General features: G+C 67.1%; 23 protein-coding genes. 10 read left to right on the top strand and 13 right to left on the bottom strand.

Translation table 11 applies throughout. From position 1 onward, the window contains the following. Positions 1–29: 29 nt before the first annotated feature. Positions 30–614: a TetR/AcrR family transcriptional regulator gene (locus tag MHN80_RS06540; RefSeq protein ID WP_239400405.1), complete on the top strand. Its 585-nt coding sequence runs from the start codon at positions 30–32 to the stop codon at positions 612–614. Positions 615–617: 3 nt separating this feature from the next. On the opposite strand, the gene MHN80_RS06535 is transcribed toward MHN80_RS06540, so the two are convergent. Continuing rightward, positions 618–2099, bottom strand: coding sequence for a PAS domain S-box protein (locus MHN80_RS06535; RefSeq protein ID WP_239400793.1), 1482 nt, complete (start codon positions 2097–2099; stop codon positions 618–620). A gap of 174 nt (positions 2100–2273) precedes the next feature. Between MHN80_RS06535 and MHN80_RS06530 the strand changes: the two genes are divergently transcribed. The 6 genes from MHN80_RS06530 to MHN80_RS06505 all read left to right on the top strand — a co-directional run bounded on the left by MHN80_RS06530 (position 2274) and on the right by MHN80_RS06505 (position 7451). Then, positions 2274–3449 carry an acyl-CoA dehydrogenase family protein gene (locus MHN80_RS06530; protein ID WP_239400403.1) on the top strand — a complete coding sequence of 392 codons (1176 nt, stop codon included), beginning with the start codon at positions 2274–2276 and terminating at the stop codon, positions 3447–3449. A gap of 47 nt (positions 3450–3496) precedes the next feature. Next, the gene (locus MHN80_RS06525) at positions 3497–3859 is read left to right on the top strand and encodes a hypothetical protein (protein WP_004572199.1); all 363 of its coding nucleotides are present in this window, start codon (positions 3497–3499) and stop codon (positions 3857–3859) included. A gap of 66 nt (positions 3860–3925) precedes the next feature. Further along, the gene (locus MHN80_RS06520; protein ID WP_239400401.1) at positions 3926–5203 is read left to right on the top strand and encodes a Rieske 2Fe-2S domain-containing protein; all 1278 of its coding nucleotides are present in this window, start codon (positions 3926–3928) and stop codon (positions 5201–5203) included. Continuing rightward, on the top strand, positions 5196–5693 hold the full coding sequence (locus tag MHN80_RS06515; RefSeq protein ID WP_239400399.1) for an aromatic-ring-hydroxylating dioxygenase subunit beta: 498 nt from the start codon (positions 5196–5198) through the stop codon (positions 5691–5693). The genes MHN80_RS06520 and MHN80_RS06515 overlap by 8 nt, the downstream gene beginning before the upstream one ends. Positions 5694–5707: 14 nt before the next feature. After that, the gene (locus MHN80_RS06510; protein WP_239400397.1) at positions 5708–6460 is read left to right on the top strand and encodes an SDR family NAD(P)-dependent oxidoreductase; all 753 of its coding nucleotides are present in this window, start codon (positions 5708–5710) and stop codon (positions 6458–6460) included. A 40-nt stretch (positions 6461–6500) separates the two neighbouring features. Further along, positions 6501–7451 carry a PDR/VanB family oxidoreductase gene (locus MHN80_RS06505; RefSeq protein WP_101819048.1) on the top strand — a complete coding sequence of 317 codons (951 nt, stop codon included), beginning with the start codon at positions 6501–6503 and terminating at the stop codon, positions 7449–7451. Positions 7452–7460: 9 nt separating this feature from the next. On the opposite strand, the gene MHN80_RS06500 is transcribed toward MHN80_RS06505, so the two are convergent. Genes MHN80_RS06500 through MHN80_RS06490 form a run of 3 tightly spaced genes read right to left on the bottom strand, consistent with a single transcriptional unit; the run spans position 7461 to position 9694 of the window. Continuing rightward, on the bottom strand, positions 7461–8096 hold the full coding sequence (locus MHN80_RS06500; protein ID WP_101819047.1) for a response regulator transcription factor: 636 nt from the start codon (positions 8094–8096) through the stop codon (positions 7461–7463). Continuing rightward, entirely contained in the window at positions 8093–8371 is a 279-nt protein-coding gene (locus tag MHN80_RS06495) for a hypothetical protein (RefSeq protein ID WP_004572205.1), read from the bottom strand. The genes MHN80_RS06500 and MHN80_RS06495 overlap by 4 nt, the downstream gene beginning before the upstream one ends. A 27-nt stretch (positions 8372–8398) precedes the next feature. After that, positions 8399–9694 carry an amidase gene (locus MHN80_RS06490; protein WP_239400395.1) on the bottom strand — a complete coding sequence of 432 codons (1296 nt, stop codon included), beginning with the start codon at positions 9692–9694 and terminating at the stop codon, positions 8399–8401. A 155-nt stretch (positions 9695–9849) separates the two neighbouring features. Here MHN80_RS06490 and MHN80_RS06485 point away from each other — a divergent pair, with 155 nt between their 5' ends. From MHN80_RS06485 to MHN80_RS06475, 3 genes are read left to right on the top strand one after another with little or no spacing between them, the layout of a single operon-like run. Next, positions 9850–11298, top strand: coding sequence for an MFS transporter (locus MHN80_RS06485; RefSeq protein ID WP_239400393.1), 1449 nt, complete (start codon positions 9850–9852; stop codon positions 11296–11298). Positions 11299–11329: 31 nt separating this feature from the next. Further along, a complete protein-coding gene (locus MHN80_RS06480; protein WP_239400391.1) occupies positions 11330–12502 on the top strand; it encodes a flavin reductase family protein in 1173 nt (390 codons plus the stop codon). Next, the gene (locus tag MHN80_RS06475) at positions 12499–13062 is read left to right on the top strand and encodes a nuclear transport factor 2 family protein (protein ID WP_239400389.1); all 564 of its coding nucleotides are present in this window, start codon (positions 12499–12501) and stop codon (positions 13060–13062) included. The genes MHN80_RS06480 and MHN80_RS06475 overlap by 4 nt, the downstream gene beginning before the upstream one ends. Here MHN80_RS06475 and MHN80_RS06470 read toward each other — a convergent pair. The 9 genes from MHN80_RS06470 to MHN80_RS06430 form a co-directional block, all read right to left on the bottom strand. Then, a complete protein-coding gene (locus MHN80_RS06470; protein ID WP_239400387.1) occupies positions 12998–14398 on the bottom strand; it encodes an NAD(P)/FAD-dependent oxidoreductase in 1401 nt (466 codons plus the stop codon). The genes MHN80_RS06475 and MHN80_RS06470 overlap by 65 nt on opposite strands. Before the next feature lie 486 nt (positions 14399–14884). After that, complete coding sequence (locus MHN80_RS06465) at positions 14885–16567, bottom strand: HNH endonuclease signature motif containing protein (protein ID WP_239400385.1); 1683 nt, start codon at positions 16565–16567, stop codon at positions 14885–14887. A gap of 118 nt (positions 16568–16685) precedes the next feature. Next, a complete protein-coding gene (locus MHN80_RS06460) occupies positions 16686–17009 on the bottom strand; it encodes a DUF3349 domain-containing protein (RefSeq protein WP_239400383.1) in 324 nt (107 codons plus the stop codon). 7 nt (positions 17010–17016) lie between these two features. Beyond that, positions 17017–17298: a hypothetical protein gene (locus tag MHN80_RS06455; RefSeq protein WP_239400381.1), complete on the bottom strand. Its 282-nt coding sequence runs from the start codon at positions 17296–17298 to the stop codon at positions 17017–17019. Positions 17299–17334: 36 nt separating this feature from the next. Continuing rightward, the gene (locus MHN80_RS06450; protein WP_180819291.1) at positions 17335–18546 is read right to left on the bottom strand and encodes an inorganic phosphate transporter; all 1212 of its coding nucleotides are present in this window, start codon (positions 18544–18546) and stop codon (positions 17335–17337) included. Positions 18547–18697: 151 nt separating this feature from the next. Then, positions 18698–19060 carry a hypothetical protein gene (locus MHN80_RS06445; protein ID WP_101819037.1) on the bottom strand — a complete coding sequence of 121 codons (363 nt, stop codon included), beginning with the start codon at positions 19058–19060 and terminating at the stop codon, positions 18698–18700. A gap of 22 nt (positions 19061–19082) precedes the next feature. Next, on the bottom strand, positions 19083–20885 hold the full coding sequence (locus tag MHN80_RS06440) for an acetyl/propionyl/methylcrotonyl-CoA carboxylase subunit alpha (RefSeq protein WP_239400379.1): 1803 nt from the start codon (positions 20883–20885) through the stop codon (positions 19083–19085). 208 nt (positions 20886–21093) lie between these two features. After that, positions 21094–22695: a condensation domain-containing protein gene (locus MHN80_RS06435; protein ID WP_239400377.1), complete on the bottom strand. Its 1602-nt coding sequence runs from the start codon at positions 22693–22695 to the stop codon at positions 21094–21096. Beyond that, positions 22692–23129 (bottom strand): SufE family protein, encoded by a 438-nt coding sequence (locus tag MHN80_RS06430; protein WP_064571638.1) that lies wholly within the window; start codon positions 23127–23129, stop codon positions 22692–22694. The genes MHN80_RS06435 and MHN80_RS06430 overlap by 4 nt, the downstream gene beginning before the upstream one ends. Between the last annotated feature and the right edge of the window lie 2 nt (positions 23130–23131).

Here is a 23131-nt window from a genome sequence, read left to right as displayed (position 1 = left end):
CCGGGGCCGAACCGACCCAGGGAGATGTGATGCCACGACTGGTCGACCACGATGAGCGTCGCCGCGCCATCGTCGCCGCGGCGTGGCGACTGCTCGCCACGCGGGGAGTCGACGGGATCAGCATGCGGGATCTCGCCACGGAGGCCGGGTACACGAACGGGGCGCTCAGTCACTACTTTGCGGGTAAGGACGAGATCCTGCGCACCGCATACGAATACGTCATCGAGGCGACGAACGCCCGGATCGCGTCGGCGACCCGACGCCGCAGTGGCAGAGCGGCGCTGCGGGCCCTGTGTCGAGAACTGATGCCGATGACTGACGAGGCCACCCTCGAGGCTCGTATCGCCATGTCGCTGTGGCAGCGAGCGATGACCGACTCCGTGATGGCGGAGGTCAACAACGCGGCGGTCGCGGAGTGGAAGGCGCAGATGACGCATCTGTGGAACGAAGCGGTGGATGCGGGTGAGCTACCGGCCCGCGACATCGGCGTCGGGGTCGAACTGCTGATGACGACCATCTTCGGACTCCAGGTGACGGCCGTGCTGGACCCGGTGACCACGGCGCCCGCCGACCAGATCCGTCTGATGGACGCGATCCTCGACGGCTCGTCCTGACTCCTATCCGGACGAGCCGGTGGCGAGCGGCAGGGTCACGCGGACCGTGGTACCCGACGGTTCGTTGGGCAGGTAGCTGATGGTGCCGCCATGGCGTTCCACGATGTGCTCGGAGATGATCAGCCCGATGCCCGAGCCGTCCTGTTTGGCCGAGAAGGCGCCGGACGCAAGCCGATCGGTGGGTGCGCCCGTCATGCCGCGGCCCTGGTCCCGGATCCACACCGACGCCAGTCCGTCGGCCTCGCCGGTCTGGATCGACAGCTCCTTGACCTCGGTCGTCGGCCGGACGATCTCGTCGAGTGCGTTCACGCAGAGATTGATGATGACCTGACCGATGAGCACGTTCTCGCCCTGGATCGGCAGGTCGCGGTCGGGGATCTCGGCGTAGACGCGCACCCCCTGCTCGGCTGCGCGCAGTCGCACGAAGTACAGGCTCTCCTCGACGGTCTCGTTGAGGTCCATGAGCGTCGTCGTGCTCTCGATGCGTCGGACGTAGCGGCGGACCGACGCCACGATGTCGGCCGCGCGGTGGAGTTGCTTCTCGATCTGGTCGATCCCGTAGGCGAGGCTGCGGGCATCGACCGTCTCGGCGGAGACACGGGCCTTCAGTCCGCTGAGGTAATTGGTCGACGCCGCGAGCGGTTGGCCGAGTTCGTGGGCCAGGATCATCGCCATGTCGCCCATCGCGTGATAGCGGCTCAGGTACTGGAGATTGGCTTCCTGGTAGGCGTTGCGTCGTTCCCATTCGACCCGGTCGGTCACGTCGCGGACGGTCAGGACCCGCGACCGGATGCCGTCGTGGGCGACGATCTCGAGTTCACCTGCCAGCCACACGGTGCTGCCGTCGTCTTTGATGATCTCCTGCTGGATCTCCACCGAACCCGCACCGTCCGCCAGTCGTTCGACGACGGGATCACTGGTGAGTCGGGGTTCGCACCGCCCCAGGTCTTCCAGGTGGACGCCCGACAGTTCCGCGGGGGTGCGGCCGAACAGCTTCGCGGCCAGCGGTGAGATGTCGTCGATGCAGTTGTCGTCGTCGAGGACGACGATGCCGGCCGACGTATGGGTCATGATGCGCTGCAACGACTCCGACACCCAGGTGAGTTCCTCCTGCAACTCGACCTCCTCGGAGATGTTGCGGAACTCGACCATCACGACCGGCCCGTCCTCGCAGCGCACGAGGGTCGCGCGGGCGTCGGTGAGGAACTCGGTGCCGTCCTTCGCGCGATACTTCCACTGTTTGCGGCTCGACCCGTGGACCACCGCCGACTGCAGCCAGGCCACACCGACCTCCCGGCGGTACTGCCGTTCCTGGGCGCTCATGTGGTGCGCCTTGAGGGGCTTCAGCTCCTCGAGGGTGAATCCGAAGATGCGGCAGGCGGCCGGGTTCGCCCACAGGATGTTCTTCGAACTCGCCTCGTGGATGAGGATGCCGGTGCCGGTGTGGAGGATCATCTGCTCGAAGTCCCGGCGAGCGGGGAACATCGCCATCACCTCACCTTCGTCGAGTCCGGCATTCGCCCTCGCCACGATGCCATGCAGGTGACGACACGCAAGTAAGGAATTGCTTACCCGCGGCGCGGGAAATCCCGATACCGCGCCCGGCGCCGCGTCCATAGTGTCGATCTCGAGATCGAGAGTCGATTCCGAACGGAGACAATGATGACCGCGGAGAGCCTGACCGAACGGGTGTGTGCGGAACCGGTGGGGGCGGCGCGCGACGCAGCCTTCGATCATGCGCTCGACGTGCTCCGGGATCGTCGCGACGAGTTCAACTCGCAGCGGTACGTCCCCGCCGACTTCATCGCGCTGCTGAAACGCGCCGGCATGTACCGGGCGTCGACGCCCGCGGTGTTCGGGGGTGAGCCGATGGCCCCGTCGGACTTCATGGCGCTGGTCGAGCGCATCTCCGCCGTCGACCCGGCCACCGGGTGGGTGTCCAGCTTCGGATCGTCGCTGGTGTACTTCGCCGCACTGCCGGCCGAGACGCAACGGAAGATCTACGCGCACGGACCCGACATCGCCTATGCAGGCGGTCTGTTCCCGATGCAGGAAGCCCAGAAGGTCGACGGCGGCTATCTGTGCACCGGCGTCTGGCAGTTCGCGAGCGGGTGCCGCGGCGCCGACCTCATCGGCATCGGCCTGGCCGGCGGACCCGAGACCGGTGGCAAACCGCTGACGGCACTGCTCGATCCGGCCGACGTGGAGATCGTCGACAACTGGGATGTGGCCGGGATGAAGGCCACGGGTTCACATGCCGTGCGCGCCGATCGGGTGTTCGTGCCGGAGGAGATGACCTTCGTGCGCGGCGGCGCGCCGCAGATCGACGAACCGCTGACGCGCTACCCGGCGCTGGCGTACGCCGCGCAGGTGCTCGCCGTGGTGACCCTCGGCGCCGCCCGGGGCGCACTCGACTACGCGATCGAGGTCGGCGCCGCGCGGACCTCGATCACCGGGGGTGCCAGCAAGGGCAACCGGCCGGCGTACAAGAGCGGACTCGCGGTGGCCGAGGCCGAATTGCGCTCGGCGCGGGCGTTCTTCTACGAGAGCACCGATCGGGTGTGGGCCAAAGCCGTCGCGGGACAGCATATCTCGACCGACGACCAGGCGCTGCTGCGGTTGAGTGCCACGCACGCCGCGCATGTCGGGCGCAGCGTCGTGCTGCAGGTCTTCGATCTCGCGGGGACCGGCGCCATCTACGAGACCCACCCGCTCCAGCGGTTCCTGCAGGATGCCCTGGTGCCCGCCCAGCACGCCATGTTGCAGACCAACACCTACGAGGCCGCCGGAGCCCTTCTCCTCGGCCTCGACGCCGGGATCCCGAGCTTCCCCTGACCCCCACACATCAGCCCCGACATCACGACCCGAGGAGTGCATCGCCCATGACCGACGAACCGTTGCGCACGCTGTTCTGCGTGGGGAACAACCAGAACTTCTTCGACCTGCCCAAAGCCGACATCGGTCCGGTGTGGGAGGCGACGATGGAGTTCCTCACCGGGCTGAAGAACCTCGACGGCGTCGACATCATCGGCACCTTCGACGACGACGCCCACATGGTCGGGCCGTCGGACGGGTGGCCGTGGACGTTCTATGTCCTCGCCGATGTGCGCGACCAGCCGACGGTCAAGGCGGCCTGCAATCTGTTGCGCACCACCATGGTCGGCGAGTACGCGCTGTGGAAGTACTTCAAGGTGGAGGCGCGGATGGGCCGAGCCCTCACCATCCGCGACGACGTCGCCTCCTGACCGCCGCGCACCGACAGCCCCTCATCGTGCCCCCGCAGGGCGCAACCGACACACGAAGGAACATCGATGACCACCATCGAGAGGCCGACCCGCGGCTTCGCGGACCTCGCCGAGAAGGACCGCGTCGCCGGTCAGCTCTACACCGATCCCGAGATCTTCGCCGAGGAGATGCGCAAGATCTTCTACCGCACCTGGGTGTGGGTCGCCCACGAGAGCGAGGTCCCCGAGGCCGGATCGTTCAAGACCACCCAGGTCGGTGACCAGCCCGTCATCGTGACCCGGGATCGCAAGGGCAACTTCAACACCCTGCTGAACCGGTGCCGGCACCGCGGGGCGACCGTGTGCGATCAGCGCAGCGGCAAGGCGAACGGGTTCACCTGCCCGTACCACAACTGGTCGTACACCCTGGATGGTCGACTCCGCGGCATCCCGTACCCGGACGGGTACGAGGGCGTCGTCGAGAAGAACGATTTCCCGCTGCAGAAGCTGCGCACCGAGAGCTACCTCGGCATGATCTTCGCGACGTTCAACACCGAGATCGAGCCGCTCGAGGACCACCTCGGCGACGCCAAGATCTGGATGGACCGATTCCTCAAGCAGTCCAACGGATTTCCGACCAAGGTCCTCGGCAGCCACAAGTTCCGGTTCAAGGGCAACTGGAAGATCCAGTTGGAGAACACGACCGACGGCTACCACTTCCCGATGGTGCACAAGTCGTGGATGGCCTCGGTCGACGCCGAGACCGCCAACATGATGTCGTTCATGGACGACCCGGCCGCCGAGACGCACGCACTCGGGAACGGGCACAGTGTCGCCATCATGGCGGCGGCGCATGCCGATCTCGACGTCGACAACGGCAACGAGGAGATCCAGCCGCGATTCCAGCATCTCGTCGACGAACTCACCGAGGCCGGCGAGAGTCCCGAACGCATCCGCCGGTACATGCGCTCCATGCACGGGTGCGGGTTCAACCTCAACATGTTCCCGAACATCGCGATGTCGTCGTCGTTCTTCCGTGTCCTGATCCCGATCAGCGTCGACGTCACCGAGGTCTGGCACATGGCCATCGGCATGGACGGCGGACCGGAGAGCATCAACCGGGAACGCCTGCGTATCCACGAACACTTCCAGGGCCCCTTCGGTTTCGGTAGCCCGGATGACGCGGAGGGGTGGGACCGGGTGCAGATCGGGGCCGGCGGCAATCCGAACATGCCGATCCTGGTCAATCGCGGGGAGAACCGCGAATACACGACCGAGGAAGGCTGGCCCACTTCGCATGTCACCGACGAGACCGGGATGCGGGAATCCTACGGCATGTGGAAGAGGATGATGAGCGATGACTGAACTGCACACCTTCGACGACCCGCGCGTCCTGCGTGCGATCGCGCTCGTGTGGAAGGAGGCCGAACTCCTCGACGCCAAGGACTATCCGGCGTGGGAGGCCCTCTACACCGACGACGCGCACTACGTCATCCCGATCGACCCCGACACCGAGGACTTCGACTCGTCGCTGAACATGGTCTACGACGACAAGCGGATGCGCCGGTTGCGCGTCGAGCGGATGATGCAGGGATATGCGCCGTCGGCTGTCGCGGCGGCCCGGACGGTCCGGATCGTCTCCCGCTTCACGGTGTCCGATGTCAGCGACGACACCGTCATCCTGCGCTCGGCGCAGATCCTCAACGCGTTCAAGCGCGACACCTTCTCGACGATCGGCGCCGAGCTCACCCACACCATCGAGCTCGGACCCGACGGGACCGACCGGATCAGCCTGAAGGTGGCCCGCCTCATCGACAGCGAGGACGCGGTCAGCGCCTCGGGATACCTGGTGTGAGGGCGGTAGTGGACATGAGCTCGACCACCAAGGGGATAGCGGTCGTCACCGGAGCCGCCGGCGGAATGGGTTCGTTCATCGCCCGGCGGTTGCACCGGGACGGTCATCGCGTGCTGCTCACCGACATCGCACTCGACGCGGCGCAGCGGATCGCCGAGGAACTCTCGCCCGACGGGTCGACCGCGCAGGCGGCAGTCCTCGACGTCGCGCACCGCCAGAACTTCGTCGACGCCCTCGCGCACGTGCAGTCGGTGTGGGGCACACCGACGATCGTGGTCAACAACGCCGCACTCACCCAGGCCGCCGATCTGATGACGTTGGACGAGCCGGATTTCAACCGGGTGCTGAACACGAACGTCAACAGTATCTTCTTCGGCTGCCAGGTCTTCGGTGCCGCGATGGCCGAGGAGGGCTACGGCCGCATCGTCAACATGGCCTCGCTGGCCGGTCAGAACGGCGGCACCGCCACCGGCGCCCACTACGCGACGTCGAAGGGTGCGATCCTCACGGTCACCAAGATCTTCGCGAAAGAACTTGCGGCGCGCGGTGTCACGGTCAACGCCATCGCGCCGGGACCCCACGACCTGCCCGTCGTGAAGGCGACCGTGCCGCCGGAGAAACTCGACGCCGTGATCGCCGGGATACCCGTCGGCAAGCTGGGCAGCCCCGACTTCATCGGGGACATGGTCGGCCTGCTGACCGCCGAGAACGCCTTCTTCGTCACCGGCGCGTGCTGGGACGTCAACGGCGGGCTCTTCGTCCGCTGACCGCACCGCCGAACCCACTGTCACCACCAGGAGCACTCCCATGGCCCTCACCGACGTCGTCGTCTCCGCGATCGTCCAGGAGACCCCGAGCATCAAGACCTTCTACCTGTCGAAGCCGGATGGTTCGACGATGGGGGAGTACACGCCGGGTGCGCACATCGACGTCGTCGGGCCGACCGCCATCACCCGGCAGTACTCGCTGTGTAGTCGTCCCGACGGCCGGGAGTCGTTCGCCGTGGCGGTCAAGCGCGAGGACCAGTCCCGCGGTGGGTCGGCGGCTCTGCACGAATTGCGTGTCGGTGACCGGTTGCAGATCAGCGAACCACGCAATCTGCTCGGGATCGACACCACGGCAACGCATCACGTCTTGGTGGCCGCCGGAATCGGGATCACCCCGATGTTGAGCATGGCGCGGTACATGGACGTACACGGCATCAGCTTCGAGCTGCACTACTTCGCCCGTACGGCGGAGGAGGCGGCATTCCTGCCGCTGCTGCGCGAACGCTGCCCGGAGAAGCTGCACGCGCACGTCGGCGTGGGTCGTGAGGCCCACGGACCGATCCTGGCCACCGCACTGGAATCGGCGCCGCAGCACTCGCACGTCTACGTCTGCGGACCGGACGGTTTCATGACCAAGGTCCGGGAACTGGCCGAGCGTTTCGTCCCGGCGGATGCGGTCCACTTCGAGAACTTCCACGCCACCGATCAGCCGGATGCGTCGGCGAACTCCGCGTTCGACGTCGAGCTCGACGGCGAGACCTATCACGTCCCGGCCGACCGGAGCATCGTCGAGGTCCTCGAGGACAACGGTTGCGATGTCGACACCTCGTGTCAGGAGGGCATCTGCGGCACCTGCATCATGCAGGTCCTGTCCGGTGAGCCCGAGCACCGCGACAACGTCCTGACCAAGGCCGAGCGGGAGTCCGGAGAGGTCATCGCGGTGTGCGTCTCACGGACCACCGGCGACAAGCTCGTGCTCGACTACTACTGAGCCGCAGGTCTACGGGCCGGTCGGCACCGCGACGTCGAATCGCAGGATGTCCCGGACGAGCGTGCTGATGCTGTCGGCATCGGTTTTGCTCTTGATGCGAGCCCGATGGACGTCCACCGTCTTGACACTCATGTCGAGCCGGCGGGCGATGTTCTGGCTGGGCAGCCCCTCGACCACCAGCGCAAGGATCTCCCGCTCACGTGGGGTGAGCAGTGCGACCTTCGATTCGACCCATCGCTTCTGCTCGTGGGTGCGGAAACGCTCGACGGCCTTCTCCATGCCCGCCTGGACCGCGTCGAGCAATCGTTGGGGGTCGTAGGGCTTCTCCAGGAAGTCCATCGCGCCGGCCTGCAGCGTGGACACCGACATCCGGATGTCGCCGTGGGCGGAGACGAAGATGATGGCGACATGGGGCGCGAACTCGTTCAGCTTCTCCTGCAGCCGCGGCCCGCTCATGGTCGGCATGCGGACGTCGAGGACGATGCATGCGGGGCTGTCCCCGGAGTATTGGGCGAGGAAATCGTCGGCACTGTGGCAGATGCGCGGCGAGATCCCGATGCTGCCGAGAAGCCAGTCGACCGATTCACACAGTTCGGGGTCGTCGTCGACGACGTACACCGTTGCGGTCACATCTGCTGCCGTCATACCCACGCCGCGTCTGCCGTCCAGTAGTTCATGCCGACGGCACTGACCTGGTGCCGCCACTCCGAGGTCCGGTTCAGCCAGGGCTCCTCGCGCCGGACCGACTCGTCGGCGGCCTCCGGACCGTCGGCTTCGACGGTCCAGTGCACCCAGTTGACCTCCCGGCCGTGCTCGTCGTGCACGAACAGGTCGACGTGATGCCAGCCGTAGTTGAAGGTGTCCTCGTAGCAGGTGAGGAACATCCGGTGATGTGTCTCGGGACGGGGTTTGATCGTCATGGCAGATCTTCTCTCTTCCAACCGGACTCAGGCCGGAACGACCGGATGCGACCGGAGCTCGGTCTCGAGCACCGCGGCGACCTCGAACAGCGCCGCCTCTCGGCCGGGCAGCCCGATCACCTGGAGGCCCAGGGGCATCCCGGCGTCGGTGGTGGCACCGGGCACGACGACGACCGGGCATCCGAGGAGCTGCCACGGACGGCTCAGCACGGGCGAACCGGTGGCTGCGAGACCGTGCGGCGCCGGGCCGGGCGCGGCGGGGCCGACGATCACGGTGTGATCGCCGAGCGCCTCGGCGAGGAGATCACGGGAACGGTCACGGCGGATGAGGGCGGCCGCGTGCTCGTCGACGCCGACCGCGCGCCCGGCGTCGACGAGTTCGCGCAGTTGCGGGCTGAGTGCGGTCCCGTGTTCCCGGACGACGCCGTCCAGCGTGCCGGCCGCCTCATGGGACATGACCGTGACGTGGTCGTCGGCCAGGGTGCGTACATGATCGTCGTACTCGAGCGCCCGGGTCTCGACGCCGGCACCGCCGAGCAGCCCCGGCAACCGATTGATCAACTCCGACATCGCGGGGTGGATCGGGTGCAGATCGCTGCCGCCCCACACCACCACGGTCCGGACGGTGGAACGTCCCGGGACCATCGGCGAGCGACCCGAGAAGGCGGAGTACACGTACTGCAGGTCGGCGATGTCCCGTGTCAGGATGCCCAGCGAATCCAGCGACTCGCTGAGGCCGGTGACCCCGGACAGGTCTGTCGAGCCGTGGGCGAGGACCAGGCCCGCCGCGCCGCAGTATGCGGCCGGACGCGTGAGTGAACCAGCGGTCTGTGTGCCGAGCGCCATCGGGATGACGCCTGCTCCGACGGCGGCCGCCGATCCGCTCGACGACCCGCCCGGGGTGTGCTCGTGCTGGTGCGGGTTCCGTGTCGGCCCGGGCGAGAAGTAGCCGAACTCGGTCGTGACCGTCTTGCCCTGGACCACTGCCCCCAGATCGCGAAACCTGCTGACACAGGGCGCATCCGACGATACGGGAGACGACGAGGTGATGGTCGAACCGGCGCGGGTCGGCAGACCGGAGACGTCGATGAGGTCCTTGACTCCGAGGGAGACACCCCGCAGGGGTCGACGACCCGGCATCGAATCCTGGCGGCGGGCGTCGTCGACGACGGCCGGGGACAGCCCGACCCACGCGCGCAGGTCGGCGTCGGTGCGAACGATCTCCTCACGAACCTGTTGCGCGAGGACCTCCGCCGACACCACCTTCTCGTGGACCGCGGTCGCCTGCTCACTGATGGGCTGTTTCCAGTAGGCCGAGCTCACCGTTCCTCCTTCTTTCTGGCACCAGTCTGCCCTGTCCCGCAGCACGGCGACAGTAAAGATTTCCCTCGTATCGCCGTAGGCGCGCGTGCCCATAACGTCGATGTCAGCCCTCGAAATCCAGGCGTCATCTCAGCCCGACAGCCCAAGGAAACGCAATGACCATCAGAGAATCCGAGGTGACGACGTCGTCGTCATCACCCACCCCCGATCGACGAATCGACTTCAGCCGCATGTCGAGACGGGCGTGGATCGTCACCGGCATGCTGGTGCTGTTCCAGATCATCGCCTTCGCCGACAAAGCGGTCCTCGGTCTGGTCTCGGCCGACGCGATGCCCGAACTCGGCCTGACACCAACCGAATTCGGATTCATCGGTAGTGCGTTCTTCTTCCTGTACGCGATCGTCTCGGTCATCACCGGGTTCCTGGCATCGAAGATCTCGGTGAAATGGATCCTGTTCGCGATGGGCGTCACGTGGGCGGTCCTCCAGTTCCCGATGCTGCTCGGCGGCGGTGCCGCCGTCCTCCTCGTGACCCGCATCGTGCTCGGTGGTGCGGAGGGCCCGGCCACCGCCATGTCGCTCACCTCCGCGCACACCTGGTTCTCGCCGACACGACGTGCGCTGCCGTCGAACCTCATCGCCGCCGGGTCAACCCTGGGACCGGTCTTCGCCGCACCGTTGCTCGCCTGGGTCATCGCCGTGTGGGGTTGGCGGTGGGCGTTCGGTGTTCTCGGGATCATCGGTCTGGTGTGGGTGATCGCGTGGTGGGCGATCGGCGCGGACGGTCCCTACCGGCCCAAGAAGACCACATCGCCCGATGAGCCGGCACTCGACGCCGGCGAGACCGGCACGAAGGAGGTCGCGACCTCCGCGGTCGACGAGCAGAAGCCGGTCGTGATCTGGCGGGCGTTGCTCAGCGTGGCCTTCCTGTCCGCCGTGATCGGCGGGGCGTCGAACTTCTGGGTCCAGGGTTTCCTGACGACCTGGCTGCCCCAGTATCTCGGTACCGTCGTCGGGCTCTCGCTCGGTGAGGTGGGCGCGATGACGACCGTGCCGTGGGTGGTCGGAGCGCTCGTGTTGCTCGGCCTGGGTGCGCTCGGGCATCGGATGATGCGGCGCGGGAGTTCGGCCCATCTGGCGATCGCCGTACCGTTCGGCTGCGCCGCGGTGTTGGCGGGCCTGTCCTTCATCGCGATCCAGGCGACGTCGGGGATCACCGCGGTGGCACTGCTGTGCCTCGCCGGCGGATGCAGTCTGGCGTTCCCGATGACCGCCACCGCGATCGGCTACGCGGTCGGCGCCCGGCAGCGGCCCATCCTGATGGCGACCCTCGGCGGTGTGGCGTCGTTCGGCGCGGTGATCTCACCGATCCTCGTCGGATGGCTGATGACCGACGCCGGGTACGTCTCACCGCCGAAGGGTGAGAAGCCCAGCGTGGAGATGGCCGGGAACATGGCCGACGGCGTGCATCAGGCCTTCACCATCACCGGGATCGTCCTGCTCGTCGGTGGCGCACTCTGCATCGCCTTCCTGCGGCCGGAGCGACTCGGTGCCACTTTGCAGAAGCGTTACGTCAAGGAATCGGCCGACTCCCCGGCCGCCTGACTGCCGCGACGAACCGATCTGAGGAGAAGCGATGTCCGACAATGTGATCAGCGCCATCGACCCGAGCATCTTCCGAAATGTGATGGGGCATTATCCCACCGGCGTGGTGGTGGTGACCGGACGCGGCGACGACGGGTCGGTGCTGGCCATGGTCGTCGGGACCTTCAGCTCGGTCTCGATGGACCCGCCGCTGGTCTCCTTCATGCCGATGAAGACCTCGCGCACCTTCGAGAAGATGCGGCGCTGCGAGTCGTTGTGCATCAACATCCTCGGTGGTGAGCAGGAGGACGTCGTGCTCACGGTCGCGCAGCGGTGGGAGAACAAGCTCGAGGGCATCGAGTGGTTCCCGTCGCCGTCCGGGGACCCGGTGCTGGCCGACTCCGTGGCCTGGATCGACACCCGCATCCGCAACGTGGTCGAGGCGGGCGATCACTGGATCGCGCTCTGCGAGGTCCTGGACCTGGCCGTGACGAACCCCGTGTCACCGCTCATCTTCTTCCAGGGCGGCTACGGCAGCTTCGTGTCCACGTCGCTGATGGCCCGGATGGACCACGAGATCCTGCCGACGATCCACGCCGCCCACGCGGCCCGCCCGCAGGTCGAGGCCCTGGCCACGTCCGTTCGATGCGAGGTGTCGGTCCTCACGGCCGTGAGCCGCGATGAGATGGCTGTGGTCCTCTCGGCCACCGCGCCGGGCGTCGACCGGGGAGAGGGTCTGGCATACCGCATTCCGATGGTGCCGCCGATCGGTGACACCTATGTCTTCGATCAGGACGACGAGACCCGCGAGCGGTGGCTGGCGAAACTCCGCGACGCCGACGACGATGTGCGACAACTGCATCGCGACCGGCTCGACTTCGTCCGGCAACATGGTTATCTGGTGTCCTTCCTGCCCGAGGAGGGCTCGACCGCCTACGAGGAGATGCGGGCGGCGACGAAGTCCTATGAACGGGGCCGGTTGACGCCGTCGCAGGAACGTGAGATCTGCGCGTCCATCGGGAAATCGCCTGTCGACTACCGCATTCGGGACATGCGGTCCGATCAGACGTACGACGTCGGCTCCCTCGTGCTGCCGATCCGGGATGCCCGCGGCGGCTATTCGATGACGCTCCGGCTGTCGCAGCTGCCGCCCGGTGTGAACGGAGCACAGCTCCAGACGTGGATCGAGCAGGCCCGCGCCGTGGCGGAGGTGCTCGGGCGATGACCGATGTGGACACCGACGCCCGGATCGCGGCACTTGTGGCGCGGGTCGAGACGCTCGAGGCCGAAGCCGACATCCGCCGGATTCAGGCGCGATACATGTTCCTGTGTGACACTCCGTGTCCCGAACCCGGTCTCGCGGACAACGCGGAGCGCATCGAACGCATCGTCGACCTCTACACCGACGACGCGGTGTGGGAGGGGGTCGGGGAGTACTACGACGGACAGTTCGGCCGTGCCGAGGGCAAGCAGGCGATCCGCGAGCACTTCCGTCGCTTCTGGGGTGAGAAACGGGACCCCGCGCTGTTGCTCAATGCGCACTACCTCACGTCGGAGCAGATCCGGGTCGACGGTGATGACGCGGAGGGGCAGTGGATTCACATGCAGCCGTGGCTGTTCGCCGACGGAACCGCGCTCCTTCGGTCGAGTCGGTTGAACAACGCCTTCCGCAAGGACGACGGTCGCTGGCGGATCACCCGAACCCGCACCGAGAACGTCTTCATCGCACCGCTGCCCACCGGATTCGCCGAGAGCTACCCGTCGTCGTCGGTGTTGATGGGCTGAGTCGTTCGAGGGTGCGGCGTTCGTGTCGGTCGCGTCGCATGCGCTGCGACTGGGTGCGCAGATCGGTCGCGACCTCGCGCAGTGTCGCCCGCCGAGTTGCGTTGTAGACGAGCCCCGGTAGCGCAGACATGGGCAGCATCGCCGACGGTGGTGTCGTCCGGTTGTAGATGTCCCCGAGTGTCGCGGCGTACCCGGGTCGATCCCGGGCCCGACGGTTGACCTCGTACTCGAGCGGCGACGGTGGGGTGCCGGCCGCCAAGAAGTTCGTCCACTGATAGATCTCGACACACTCTTGCTCGCGACGTCTCGCCCAGGCCGCGGTGGCCATGTCGACGGCGTCGGGGTCGGGGTCACGGTTTCGCAGGACGGGCGCGAGGTCTTCACCGAGCAGGCGGCCGTACCGGTAGGCATCTCGGATGCCCTGTGCGGTGACGGGATCCTTGAAGTGTCCGGCGTCGCCGGGCAGCGCCCAGCCCGGCCCGCTCGATCGGCGGAAGTAGGACTCGATGCCGGTGCACGAACGGACGCGGGAGGTCATCTCCGCCCCTTCGAGGCGGCGGGCGAGTCCGGGTAGCGCGGCGACACCCGCCAGGTAGGCGTCGGTCGCCTTCCGGCCGCGGAACTCGCTGTCCATTCCGATCGGCGGCTGAAGGAGGCAGAGCGTCTGGCCGCCGTCGCAGGGGAAGGCGGTGCCGAGGAGGGCGCCGACGCGCCACTGGGAGGCGATGTGGCGCAGCTCGATTCGGGGGTCCGTCCAGTACGCGAAGTAGCAGGACCGACCGCTCGGTGAAGAGATCAGCGGGATCTCGGCCTTCACTTCGCGGGCAACCATGCTCTTGCGACCGTCCGCGCCGATCACGATCGGGGCGACGGCACGGTGTTCGCGATCGTCGTCATCGGTGTAGACGACGCCGGCGGCGCGGCCATCCTGCCAGATCAACGACGTTGCGCGACATGGATGCCGGAAGTCGGCGCCGGCGGTGACCGCGGTTCGTTGGAGGGCGGCGTCGAGGTGCGCGCGACGCAGGCACATCGCGTAGTCGATGCCCGAGACCGGTGAATAAGTGGTGCGCCAGCCGATCTCGTCGAGGACGGCCTCGGCGATCGGGAGACGCGGTGCGCCCGCGTCCTCGACGGCGGGCAGGGCGCCGAGCGCGTGGATCTCGGCCATGGTCGACGGCCAGAGCAGGTGCGTCGAGAGGGTGTCGGACGGAAAGCGGGCCGAATCGATGAGCAGGACACGTGATCCCCTGGTGGCCAGTGCGATTGCCGTTGCCGCGCCGGCGCATCGCGCACCGACGATGACGGCGTCGAAGTGCTCGGTTCGCTCGGTCATCGCGAACTCCATCCCTCAGCTCGTCATATGGACACATGAGACGATATCCGTGTGACGTCTCGCCGCGTGGCGGTTTGATCAGCTCCGTCCCGGATAGTGCTTTTACCCGCAGACAGCGTGAACGTCGTGATCGATGCCTTCCTCGGCGCGGCGAGTGGAGGTGACCTCGACGCGATGATCGCGCGGTTGACCGATGACTGCGTCCGTGTCGCCGATCCGTCATTGGTCCCGCCGGGAACATCGGCCGTGGTCGCCGGTGCTCGCGCTGTCGCCGAGGAGACCCGGTTATTCGTCGACCGAATGCGTGCGAGTACCCCGATGTGGCTAGGTGGCAGGCGGTTTCACGTGATCGCACCCGGTGGTCGTGGCTTGGCTGTCATCGAGGTCGAGACCATCGGTGGGAGGGTGGCGAGAATCGAGATGGGCGCACAACTTCGAGCACCGTGGCGGAGTTGTTCTGACCGGCGGTGCTCGGAAGCCTGGTGTCTAGAAGGGTGGTGGGTTGGCGTCGTTCCAGCGCTGTTCGGCGCGTTGCTGGCGCCGGAAGTCGCTGTTGCGCAGGTCGTTCAGCCGTGCTCGGGCGGGGTGGTCGGGTGGCCGTCTCGGGGTGAGTTTGTTGAACAGGTCGCGTCCGCTGAAGGCGTTGCCGACGAACATGTGGCCGGTGGGTGTGGTGAACCACGCGGTGAGGAATTCGTCCTGGTGGTCCTGCCAGCTGGTGAAGGTCTTGATGCGGTGGTGGAACCGGCACAGCGGTTTCAGATTGCGCGCATCGGTCGGTCCACCACGACGTGGGTCGGTGTGGTCGAACGGATCGGTGTGGTCGAGATCGATCTGCCACACCGGCGCATTGCAGCCCGGGAATGTGCAGCACAGTTCTCCTGCACGCACCAACGCCTGCAGCTTCTTCGATGGGGTGTACCGCGTCGAAGACCTGTCGGCGTCGGGTGCGACCGGTGCTGGTGCGGTTTCCGGTTCGGCAGGTGTGGGTTGGATGTAGGTGCGGCGGGCTTCGGCGAGCAGCGTTCGGGCGGTGTCGGAGTCGATGATCCCGTGTCTGTCGAGGAAGGCGGGGTCGTCGTCGAGTCCGATCAGGGTCGACAGGTTCACCACGATGTGGAAGGTCGCACGCGGGGCCTGCGACGGCGCCGGCGGAACGGTCGGCTCCTGCGGGTCGGCGACAACCGCGTCGATGGCCGGGACGTCGGCGGGGGTGTCGAGGTCGCCGCTGGTCTCATCAAGGTCCTGCACCACCGTGGTGGTGCCGGCTTCGTTTGCGGCGGCATCGCAGTCGGCGCACTGGCAGGCGATTGCGGATTCGCTGCGGGCGAGTGCTTTGAGCGCGTCGGCACGTCGCTCGGGCAGGCTGCGCGGGTCTCCGGGATGTACCGCTGCGGCCATCGAGGAGAGGCGGGCGTTGAATTCGGCGGCGTCGGCGTCGGGGAGCGTGCCGTTGATCCGGGACTGTCCGGGCGTGAACCGATCGGGGGTGACGGTCACCTTGCGGTCTTTGGTCACCCGTTCCTTGCGTCGCCGGATCGCCTCGGGGGCCCATGCCGCGACGATCGCGTCGACCATGGCGGTGAACCGAGCCGTGGACATCGGTGCTCGGGCGAAGATCGCCTCGGCAAGGTGGGCGTCGACGGTCTGCATTTCTTCGTCATCGGTGATCAGTTCGGTGCGCTTGAGGGCGATCAGGAAGCGGCGCTTGTCGATTCGACCGCAGGCGAGTGCGTGTCCGGTGAACGCGAGCCGGTAGCGCAGTGCGTCACCGGCGAAGATGAGTTCTTTCGCTTCGGCCGGGGTGACCGTGAGGGTGGCGCCGACTTCGGCGATGGCCTGTTCGAGGCCGGTCGGGCCGAACTGCTCGTACGGGTTCTCCCCGGCGGCCACGCGTGCCGACAGGGCGTCGAAGGCTTCGATGGAGTCGAGTTCGCCGGTGTGCACCTCGGCGCGCCGCTGGGTGTAGTCCATTTCGCGTTCGTCGTGAATGAGACTGGCAACGGTCATCATTCGATGCGCAGACGCGGCCGCCAGGCCGGCGCAATGATTCAAGACCTCGACGAGTTCGGCGGCGGAGAGTTCATTGTCGGGACGAAGGCGCGGTTCGACGGAATGCTGTGATGGGTCCACCGATGTGGTGGATCCGGCCCCCGCCCCCGATGACATGACTCCACTTTACTCGAATATATGTTCGAGTCAAGGGGTCTGCGGATCTCGGCTCGGTCTGTGCACGTATGTAACCATGACGCACCGACAGGTCCTTGTCGCGAGTGCTATCCGACTCCTAGTGCAACGGTTCGTCGTCGAACGGCCAGCCCGAGGCCTCGAGATGCCTTCGGACGCGGGCGATGTCGTCCTCGTGGGGGAGGTCTTGGGTGATCGCGGTGATCTTGACCCCGGCGTCGATCTTCGAGATCGGTTCGGGCGGCGGCGGTGCGTCCCCTCGGTCGCGGATGAGGTCGGCGGATACGCTCTCCGCCTCATCCTCGCTCAGCTGACGACGCAGGAGCGCGAACAACGGGACGTAGTCCTCGCGGGGCACCCCGTCGGGGTAGCCGACCCGCAGCCAATCCACGATCCGCTTCAAAAACTGGCCTCGGTCCGCCACGGTGCCTCTACTTGTAACCGAACGGGAAGATCTTCACGTCGAAGTAGTAGTAGATGGTCTGGCGGGTGATCCACAGCAGCGCGGTGACGATGACGAGTGCGACAACCGCGAAGATCACGTAACCGAGCAGTCGCAGGGGGGCACTGCCGTTCGAGATGGTGCCGTCCGCGCCGACGCCGGGCGCACCTTGGGCATGACAACGCAGGCCCACGGCGAACAGCGCGGGGAGTCCGGCGCCGAAAACCAGGCCCACCAGCAAGACCTTGATGATCGATTCGACGATGTCCATCGGTGTTCGAGTCCTTTCGGGATGCGTCGGTGACCGTCAGGCGATCGTGGTGGGCTTGGCCTGATCAGCCGGAATGATCGAGTCGGTCGTGTCGTCCCATTCGGCGTTGACGTTGTGCGAGTCGATCTTGTTCTGCTGCGCGCGCCAGTACAGGTACCCGGACGCGGCGAGCAGGAGGACGAAGATGGCGATGCCGCCCGCGACGTCGCCCAACAGATTGGCGATGAAGTAACAGAAGGCACCGACGAGTCCCGCGGCCGGCAGCGTCGTCATCCACGCGACGGCCATACGCCCCGCGACCGACCATCGGACCTGCGCACCCTTCTTGCCTACACCCGAACCCAGGATCGAACCCGTCGCCACCTGCGTGGTCGACAGGGCCATCCCGGCCGCACTCGAGGTGAGGATGATCGCGGCCGACGAAGCCTCGGCCGCCATGCCCTGGGGTGAGCTGATCTCGACGAGACCCTTGCCCAACGTCCGGATGATGCGCCACCCGCCGAGGTAGGTCCCGATCGCAATGGCTGCGGCACAGGAGAAGACGACCCAGAAGGGCAGGCCGTGGCTCACCGTCGAGGCGTCGAGGTGGCCGGTGACGATGAGTGCCATCGCGATGACCCCCATCGTCTTCTGTGCGTCACCGGTTCCGTGAGCAAGCGACACCAGGGACGCGCTCGCGATCTGGCCGTACCGGAACCCGGCCTCTTTGCGGTTCGCGTCGATACGACGGGTGATCGCGAAGACGAGCCACGTGCCGCAGGCCGCCACGATGCACGCGATGACGGGCGCGAACAGCGCGGGCACGATGATCTTCGAGAGCACACCGTGCCAGTTGATGCCGGAGAGGCCGATCGCCGCGATACCGGAACCGATGAGCCCGCCGAACAGTGCATGGGACGACGAGGACGGTAGGCCGAACAGCCAGGTGAACAGATTCCAGAGAATGCCGCCGATGAGTCCGGCGAAGATGATCAGCAGGGCGGTGGTCGGAGTGAGTCCGGTGACGACGTCGCCCGACGTCTGCTGGATGTTGAGGACGTCCTTGGTGATGGTGGCGGCCACCTCCACAGACAAGAACGCGCCGACGAGGTTGAGGACGGCGGATATCCCCACGGCAACCTTGGGTTTGAGAGCTCCGGTGGCGATCGAGGTGGCCATCGCGTTGCCGGTGTCGTGGAATCCGTTGGTGAAGTCGAAGCCGAGTGCCGTGATCACCAACAGCACGAGGAGGAGCATCTCACCGGTCATTGCCCAATCATGCTGCCGGACCGCCGGTTTCACCTAGAAAGCGAATGCCGGAATTGCCGGTTTCGTCCTGGGGCTTTGCCGGTGCAGCGTCAGGTGTTCACCAAGAATTCACCAAACGGCGTCGACGGGTGGCGGTCGGTGGCCCCGAGGCTCATCCGATCTCGCGCTCGATCGGGGTCTCGACAGCCAGTTGTAGCGCACCCTCGGCGAACCGGGAGACCGGTCCGATCGCGGCATCCAGCGCCTCGTCGTAGCCGTCGCGCGCCTCGCCCCAGAGCCGGCCCGATGAACCGTCTCGCGTCACCCCGATCACGGCGATGAGCTCACCGGTGGTCGGGATGCAGACCGCCCAGACGAACCTCGTCTCCGACTCCCAGCCGTGATGTGCCGCAGTGACATACGCGGTGGGGTCGTCGACCTGGAGACGAGACAACGCCGGGACGTCGGTGATCCGCTCGTCCGCACGAAGCGCACGCAGATACCACGTCCCGGCGTTGATCTCGACTGGTTGCACAGTCGCGAAGCTCCAGTGAGTCTTACTTCAGCTCGAGCAGCACCGTGCCCTGGGTGACGGCGGCGCCGGCCTCGATGGTGAGGCCGGTGACGACGCCGTCCTTGTGGGCGGTGACCGGGTTCTCCATCTTCATGGCCTCGAGCACGACGACCAGATCGCCGGCAGCGACTTCCTGGCCCTCTTCGACGGCGACCTTGACGACGGTGCCCTGCATCGGAGCGGCCACGGCGTCACCGGAAACGGCTGCGCCGCCGCCCTTCTTGCGCGAGCGTGCCTTCGGCTTCTTGCGGACGACGCCGTTGGCCGAGCCGCCGCCGCCACCGAGCGCGAGATCGCCGGGCAGCGACACCTCGACGCGACGGCCGCCGACCTCGACGACGACGTTCTGCCGCGGTGCGGCCTCGTCCTCGTCGATCGGCTCGCCGCCGGTGTACGGCTCGATCGGGTTGTCCCAGTCGGTCTCGATCCACTTGGTGTAGATGTCGAACTTCTCGCCGTCGCCGATGAAGGCAGGGTTGGAGACGATGTGCCGGTGGAACGGGATGACCGTCGCCAGGCCTTCGACCTGGAACTCGGCGAGCGCGCGACGCGACCGCTCGAGAGCCTGCTCGCGGGTCTCGCCGGTGACGATCAGCTTCGCCAGCATCGAGTCGAACTGTCCGCCGATGACGTCACCCTCGACGACACCGGAGTCGACGCGCACGCCGGGGCCGGTCGGCTCCTTGTAGACCGAGATCGGCCCGGGGGCGGGCAGGAAGTTGCGACCCGCGTCCTCGCCGTTGATCCGGAACTCGAACGAGTGGCCGCGCGGGGTCGGGTCCTCGGTGAACTCCAGCTTCTCGCCGTTGGCGATCCGGAACTGCTGACGCACGAGGTCGATGCCCGCGGTCTCCTCCGTGACCGGGTGCTCGACCTGCAGGCGCGTGTTGACCTCGAGGAACGAGACCAGGCCGTCGCTGCCGACCAGGAACTCGACGGTGCCGGCACCGTAGTAACCGGCCTCGCGGCAGATGGCCTTCGCGGACTCGTGGATCTTGGACCGCTGCTCGGTGGTGAGGAACGGCGCGGGGGCCTCCTCGACCAGCTTCTGGAAACGACGCTGCAGCGAGCAGTCGCGGGTGCCTGCGACGATGACGTTGCCGTGCTGGTCGGCGATGACCTGGGCCTCGACGTGGCGGGCCTTGTCGAGGTAGCGCTCGACGAAGCACTCGCCGCGACCGAACGCGGCGACGGCCTCGCGGGTGGCCGACTCGAACAGGTGCGGGATCTCCTCGATGGTGTACGCCACCTTCATCCCGCGTCCACCGCCGCCGAACGCCGCCTTGATGGCGACCGGCACGCCGTGCTCCTGGGCGAAGGCCACGACCTCGTCGGCGTCCTTGACCGGGTCCTTGGTGCCAGGGGCCATCGGGGCGTCGGCCTTCAGCGCGATGTGGCGCGCGGTGACCTTGTCGCCGAGGTCGCGGATCGACTGCGGTGACGGACCGATCCAGATGAGTCCGGCGTCGATGACGGCCTGGGCGAAGTCGCCGTTCTCCGACAGGAAGCCGTACCCGGGGTGGATCGCGTCCGCGCCGGACTTCTTCGCCGCGTCGAGGATCTTGTCGAAGACCAGGTATGACTCCGCCGAGGTCTGCCCGCCCAGTGCGAAGGCCTCGTCGGCGAGCTTGACGAACTGCGCGTTCGCGTCGGGCTCGGCGTAGACGGCAACGCTCGCGATGCCTGCATCCCGGGCGGCGCGGATCACGCGGACAGCGATCTCGCCGCGATTGGCGATGAGGACCTTGCTGATTGCGGACGGGGTGTTCGCAGAGGTACTGGGCACTTGTTCTCCTGGGCCTTACTCGTACTCGGGTGCTCACGACGCGGTAGCGCACGCGACACGGTTGTCGGACGTCGGTCAAGTCTGGTGGTACGCCGTCACCGGCCGGGATGAGGACGGCGAGGGCGATGCGACACCTTCGAGGTGCAGGTGTCGCGACCTTCCGGGCAATACCCTAGCCCACCGAGCAATCGTTCGGTGGAGCCCTGGGTCACAACGCCGGAGAGAATGTGCTCGCCTCACCGAGGTCGCGGATCAGTTCGGCGAAACCGTGCAGGTAGGCGTGGACGGGACCGGCGGAGGCATCGATGTCGCGAGCGGAAGCACCCGGACCTCCGGGCTCGGAAAATGTGACGATTCCCTCACGTTGTGCCTCCAGGAGCGTCCCCGACGACGGGCGGGCGGCAGCCCGGCCTGACGGGACGCTTGGTGTCGGGACGTCGGTCGCCGAGGCGGCGACGCCCAGATCGCGCGGCCGGGACTCCCGCGGGAAGCGGGCGGAGTACCGCAGGCCCGACGGCGTGCGATTGATCCAGATGTACACCTCGTCGGGGGAGTAGCTGTGACTCCGGATGACTTTCGCGCGCCCGGCGTCGGCCGCACCGGCGCCCGGGGCGTAGCGGGTGTCGATGAACGAGATCACGAACCTGGGTCCGCCCTTGTGACCGATCAGGTCGGCCACGCGCAGGAACGGCAACGACGCCCCCTGACGACCGCGTTTGAGCGCGGCGGTCGACCGGGCGACGGTCTGGTCGAACGTGGGGGAGTCGGACATGTCCACACAGAAGGGGGCGACCCCCACGAACCAGCCGAGCGACGTCAGCCAGCGGGCATCGTTGCGGGTGTGCCGAGGCAGCACGCAGCGGAACTCCCGGTCGCCGGTCAGTTCGTGATGAACCACTGCGAAGGCCGCGAGCACCCCCGCGGTCAGGGTGCCACCCGCCTCCGAGCAGATCGCGGTGAACCGGTTGGCCGTCTCGTCATCGGCGATGACACCCCACAGTGACTCCTGGGGTTGTGCGGGGTCCGCGGCGCTCTCGTCCGGGGTGGGCTCTGCTGGTCGGGCGGGCTCGGTCGTGAGCAGGCCGGGCATGTCACCGGCCCCGGCGGCCAGGAACTCCGACCACAGGCCGACGGCCGGGTGGTCGCGGCCGGTCTGGTCGGCGATCCGGCGTTCCTCGGCGCTGAAGTCGACATAGCTGCCCACCTCCGGCAGATTCGCGCCACGATGCTCTCGCGCCGCGCGGTACAGCGAGACCAGTTCCTGCTGCGCCATGATCAGGGAGTATCCGTCCACCAGCGAATGGTCGGCGGCGAAGAGCAGGGTGAACGACCGCTCGCGACCGACGGTCGCGAACCGGTACGCCGGCCAATGCAGCGGCGCGGTGGCGCGATCGAACGAACCGGCCAGCTGCTCGACGAGCGGGCCGGACTCGGCATACCAGCCGATCCGGCCCATCTTCAGTTTCACACTGCCCGGTGCGGTGGTGAGTCGCTGCAGTCCGGATCCCTTGATCACGACGTGACTCCGTAGGACCTCGTGCCGATCGATCCACTGGGTCAGCACCGAGCGGATGGCCGGGATCGACAGCGGCTCGTCGAACTCGATGCTCAGCCCGAGCCACGCCTCGCGTCCACCCTCACGACGGTTGCGGATCCGGAACTCGAACGCGTCGCGGAGATGCTGCTCGTGGTTGTGCGAGGTCAACCGGGGGTCGTAATCCCAGGTGCCCAGCCCGCCCGGCACATACGGGGTCCATTCGACGAGGCCGCCGGGCTCGATGGGTTCGTCGCGGATCTGGATGAATTTCATGCCCCGGAGAGGTCGGGCACCTGGTGACGCACCTGGGCCTTGATCCGGCCCAGCATTCCCGCCATCCCCCGCAGACGGAGCGGGCTCACCGCGCTCCCGAGTCCGAGGTCGTAGTAGAAATCCGATGGCACGTCGAGGATTTCGCGCGCCGACGCAGTGTCGAGTCCCTGGTGCAGGATCGCGGCGAACCCGCGGGTCGTCGGCGCCTCGCGCGGCGCACTGAAATGCAACCGCACCGACGCCGGGTCGGCGGCGTCCACCGACAGGAACACCGGCGACTGGCACTCGGGTACCGGTTCCATCGCATCCTGCTCGAGATGCGCAGGCAGATCGGGCAATTCGCCGGCGAACTCGAGCAGGAGCGTGATCTTGTCGGAGTCGCCGAGCGCACCGAAGTCGTCGACGATCTCGGCCAGGGCTGGGGGCAGGCTCATCG

It is taken from the genome of Gordonia sp. McavH-238-E (genome assembly GCF_022348225.1).
Classification (GTDB): Bacteria; Actinomycetota; Actinomycetes; order Mycobacteriales; family Mycobacteriaceae; genus Gordonia; species Gordonia terrae.
Note: the sequence above shows the minus strand (reverse complement) of the source record. Positions and strands in the feature narration are given on the sequence as shown.

Bases quoted from the DNA above. Each gene is read 5' to 3' on its own strand.
- MHN80_RS06535 (WP_239400793.1), bottom strand. From the start codon at position 2,099: ATGTTCCCCGCTCGCCGGGACTTCGAGCAGATGATCCTCCACACCGGC.
- MHN80_RS06435 (WP_239400377.1), bottom strand. From the start codon at position 22,695: ATGAAATTCATCCAGATCCGCGACGAACCCATCGAGCCCGGCGGCCTC.
- MHN80_RS06505 (WP_101819048.1), top strand. From the start codon at position 6,501: ATGGCCCTCACCGACGTCGTCGTCTCCGCGATCGTCCAGGAGACCCCG.
- MHN80_RS06510 (WP_239400397.1), top strand. From the start codon at position 5,708: ATGAGCTCGACCACCAAGGGGATAGCGGTCGTCACCGGAGCCGCCGGC.
- MHN80_RS06450 (WP_180819291.1), bottom strand. From the start codon at position 18,546: ATGACCGGTGAGATGCTCCTCCTCGTGCTGTTGGTGATCACGGCACTC.
- MHN80_RS06530 (WP_239400403.1), top strand. From the start codon at position 2,274: ATGATGACCGCGGAGAGCCTGACCGAACGGGTGTGTGCGGAACCGGTG.
- MHN80_RS06475 (WP_239400389.1), top strand. From the start codon at position 12,499: ATGACCGATGTGGACACCGACGCCCGGATCGCGGCACTTGTGGCGCGG.
- MHN80_RS06540 (WP_239400405.1), top strand. From the start codon at position 30: ATGCCACGACTGGTCGACCACGATGAGCGTCGCCGCGCCATCGTCGCC.
- MHN80_RS06455 (WP_239400381.1), bottom strand. From the start codon at position 17,298: ATGGACATCGTCGAATCGATCATCAAGGTCTTGCTGGTGGGCCTGGTT.
- MHN80_RS06485 (WP_239400393.1), top strand. From the start codon at position 9,850: ATGACCATCAGAGAATCCGAGGTGACGACGTCGTCGTCATCACCCACC.
- MHN80_RS06495 (WP_004572205.1), bottom strand. From the start codon at position 8,371: ATGACGATCAAACCCCGTCCCGAGACACATCACCGGATGTTCCTCACC.
- MHN80_RS06430 (WP_064571638.1), bottom strand. From the start codon at position 23,129: ATGAGCCTGCCCCCAGCCCTGGCCGAGATCGTCGACGACTTCGGTGCG.
- MHN80_RS06520 (WP_239400401.1), top strand. From the start codon at position 3,926: ATGACCACCATCGAGAGGCCGACCCGCGGCTTCGCGGACCTCGCCGAG.
- MHN80_RS06470 (WP_239400387.1), bottom strand. From the start codon at position 14,398: ATGACCGAGCGAACCGAGCACTTCGACGCCGTCATCGTCGGTGCGCGA.
- MHN80_RS06515 (WP_239400399.1), top strand. From the start codon at position 5,196: ATGACTGAACTGCACACCTTCGACGACCCGCGCGTCCTGCGTGCGATC.
- MHN80_RS06465 (WP_239400385.1), bottom strand. From the start codon at position 16,567: ATGTCATCGGGGGCGGGGGCCGGATCCACCACATCGGTGGACCCATCA.
- MHN80_RS06500 (WP_101819047.1), bottom strand. From the start codon at position 8,096: ATGACGGCAGCAGATGTGACCGCAACGGTGTACGTCGTCGACGACGAC.
- MHN80_RS06525 (WP_004572199.1), top strand. From the start codon at position 3,497: ATGACCGACGAACCGTTGCGCACGCTGTTCTGCGTGGGGAACAACCAG.
- MHN80_RS06480 (WP_239400391.1), top strand. From the start codon at position 11,330: ATGTCCGACAATGTGATCAGCGCCATCGACCCGAGCATCTTCCGAAAT.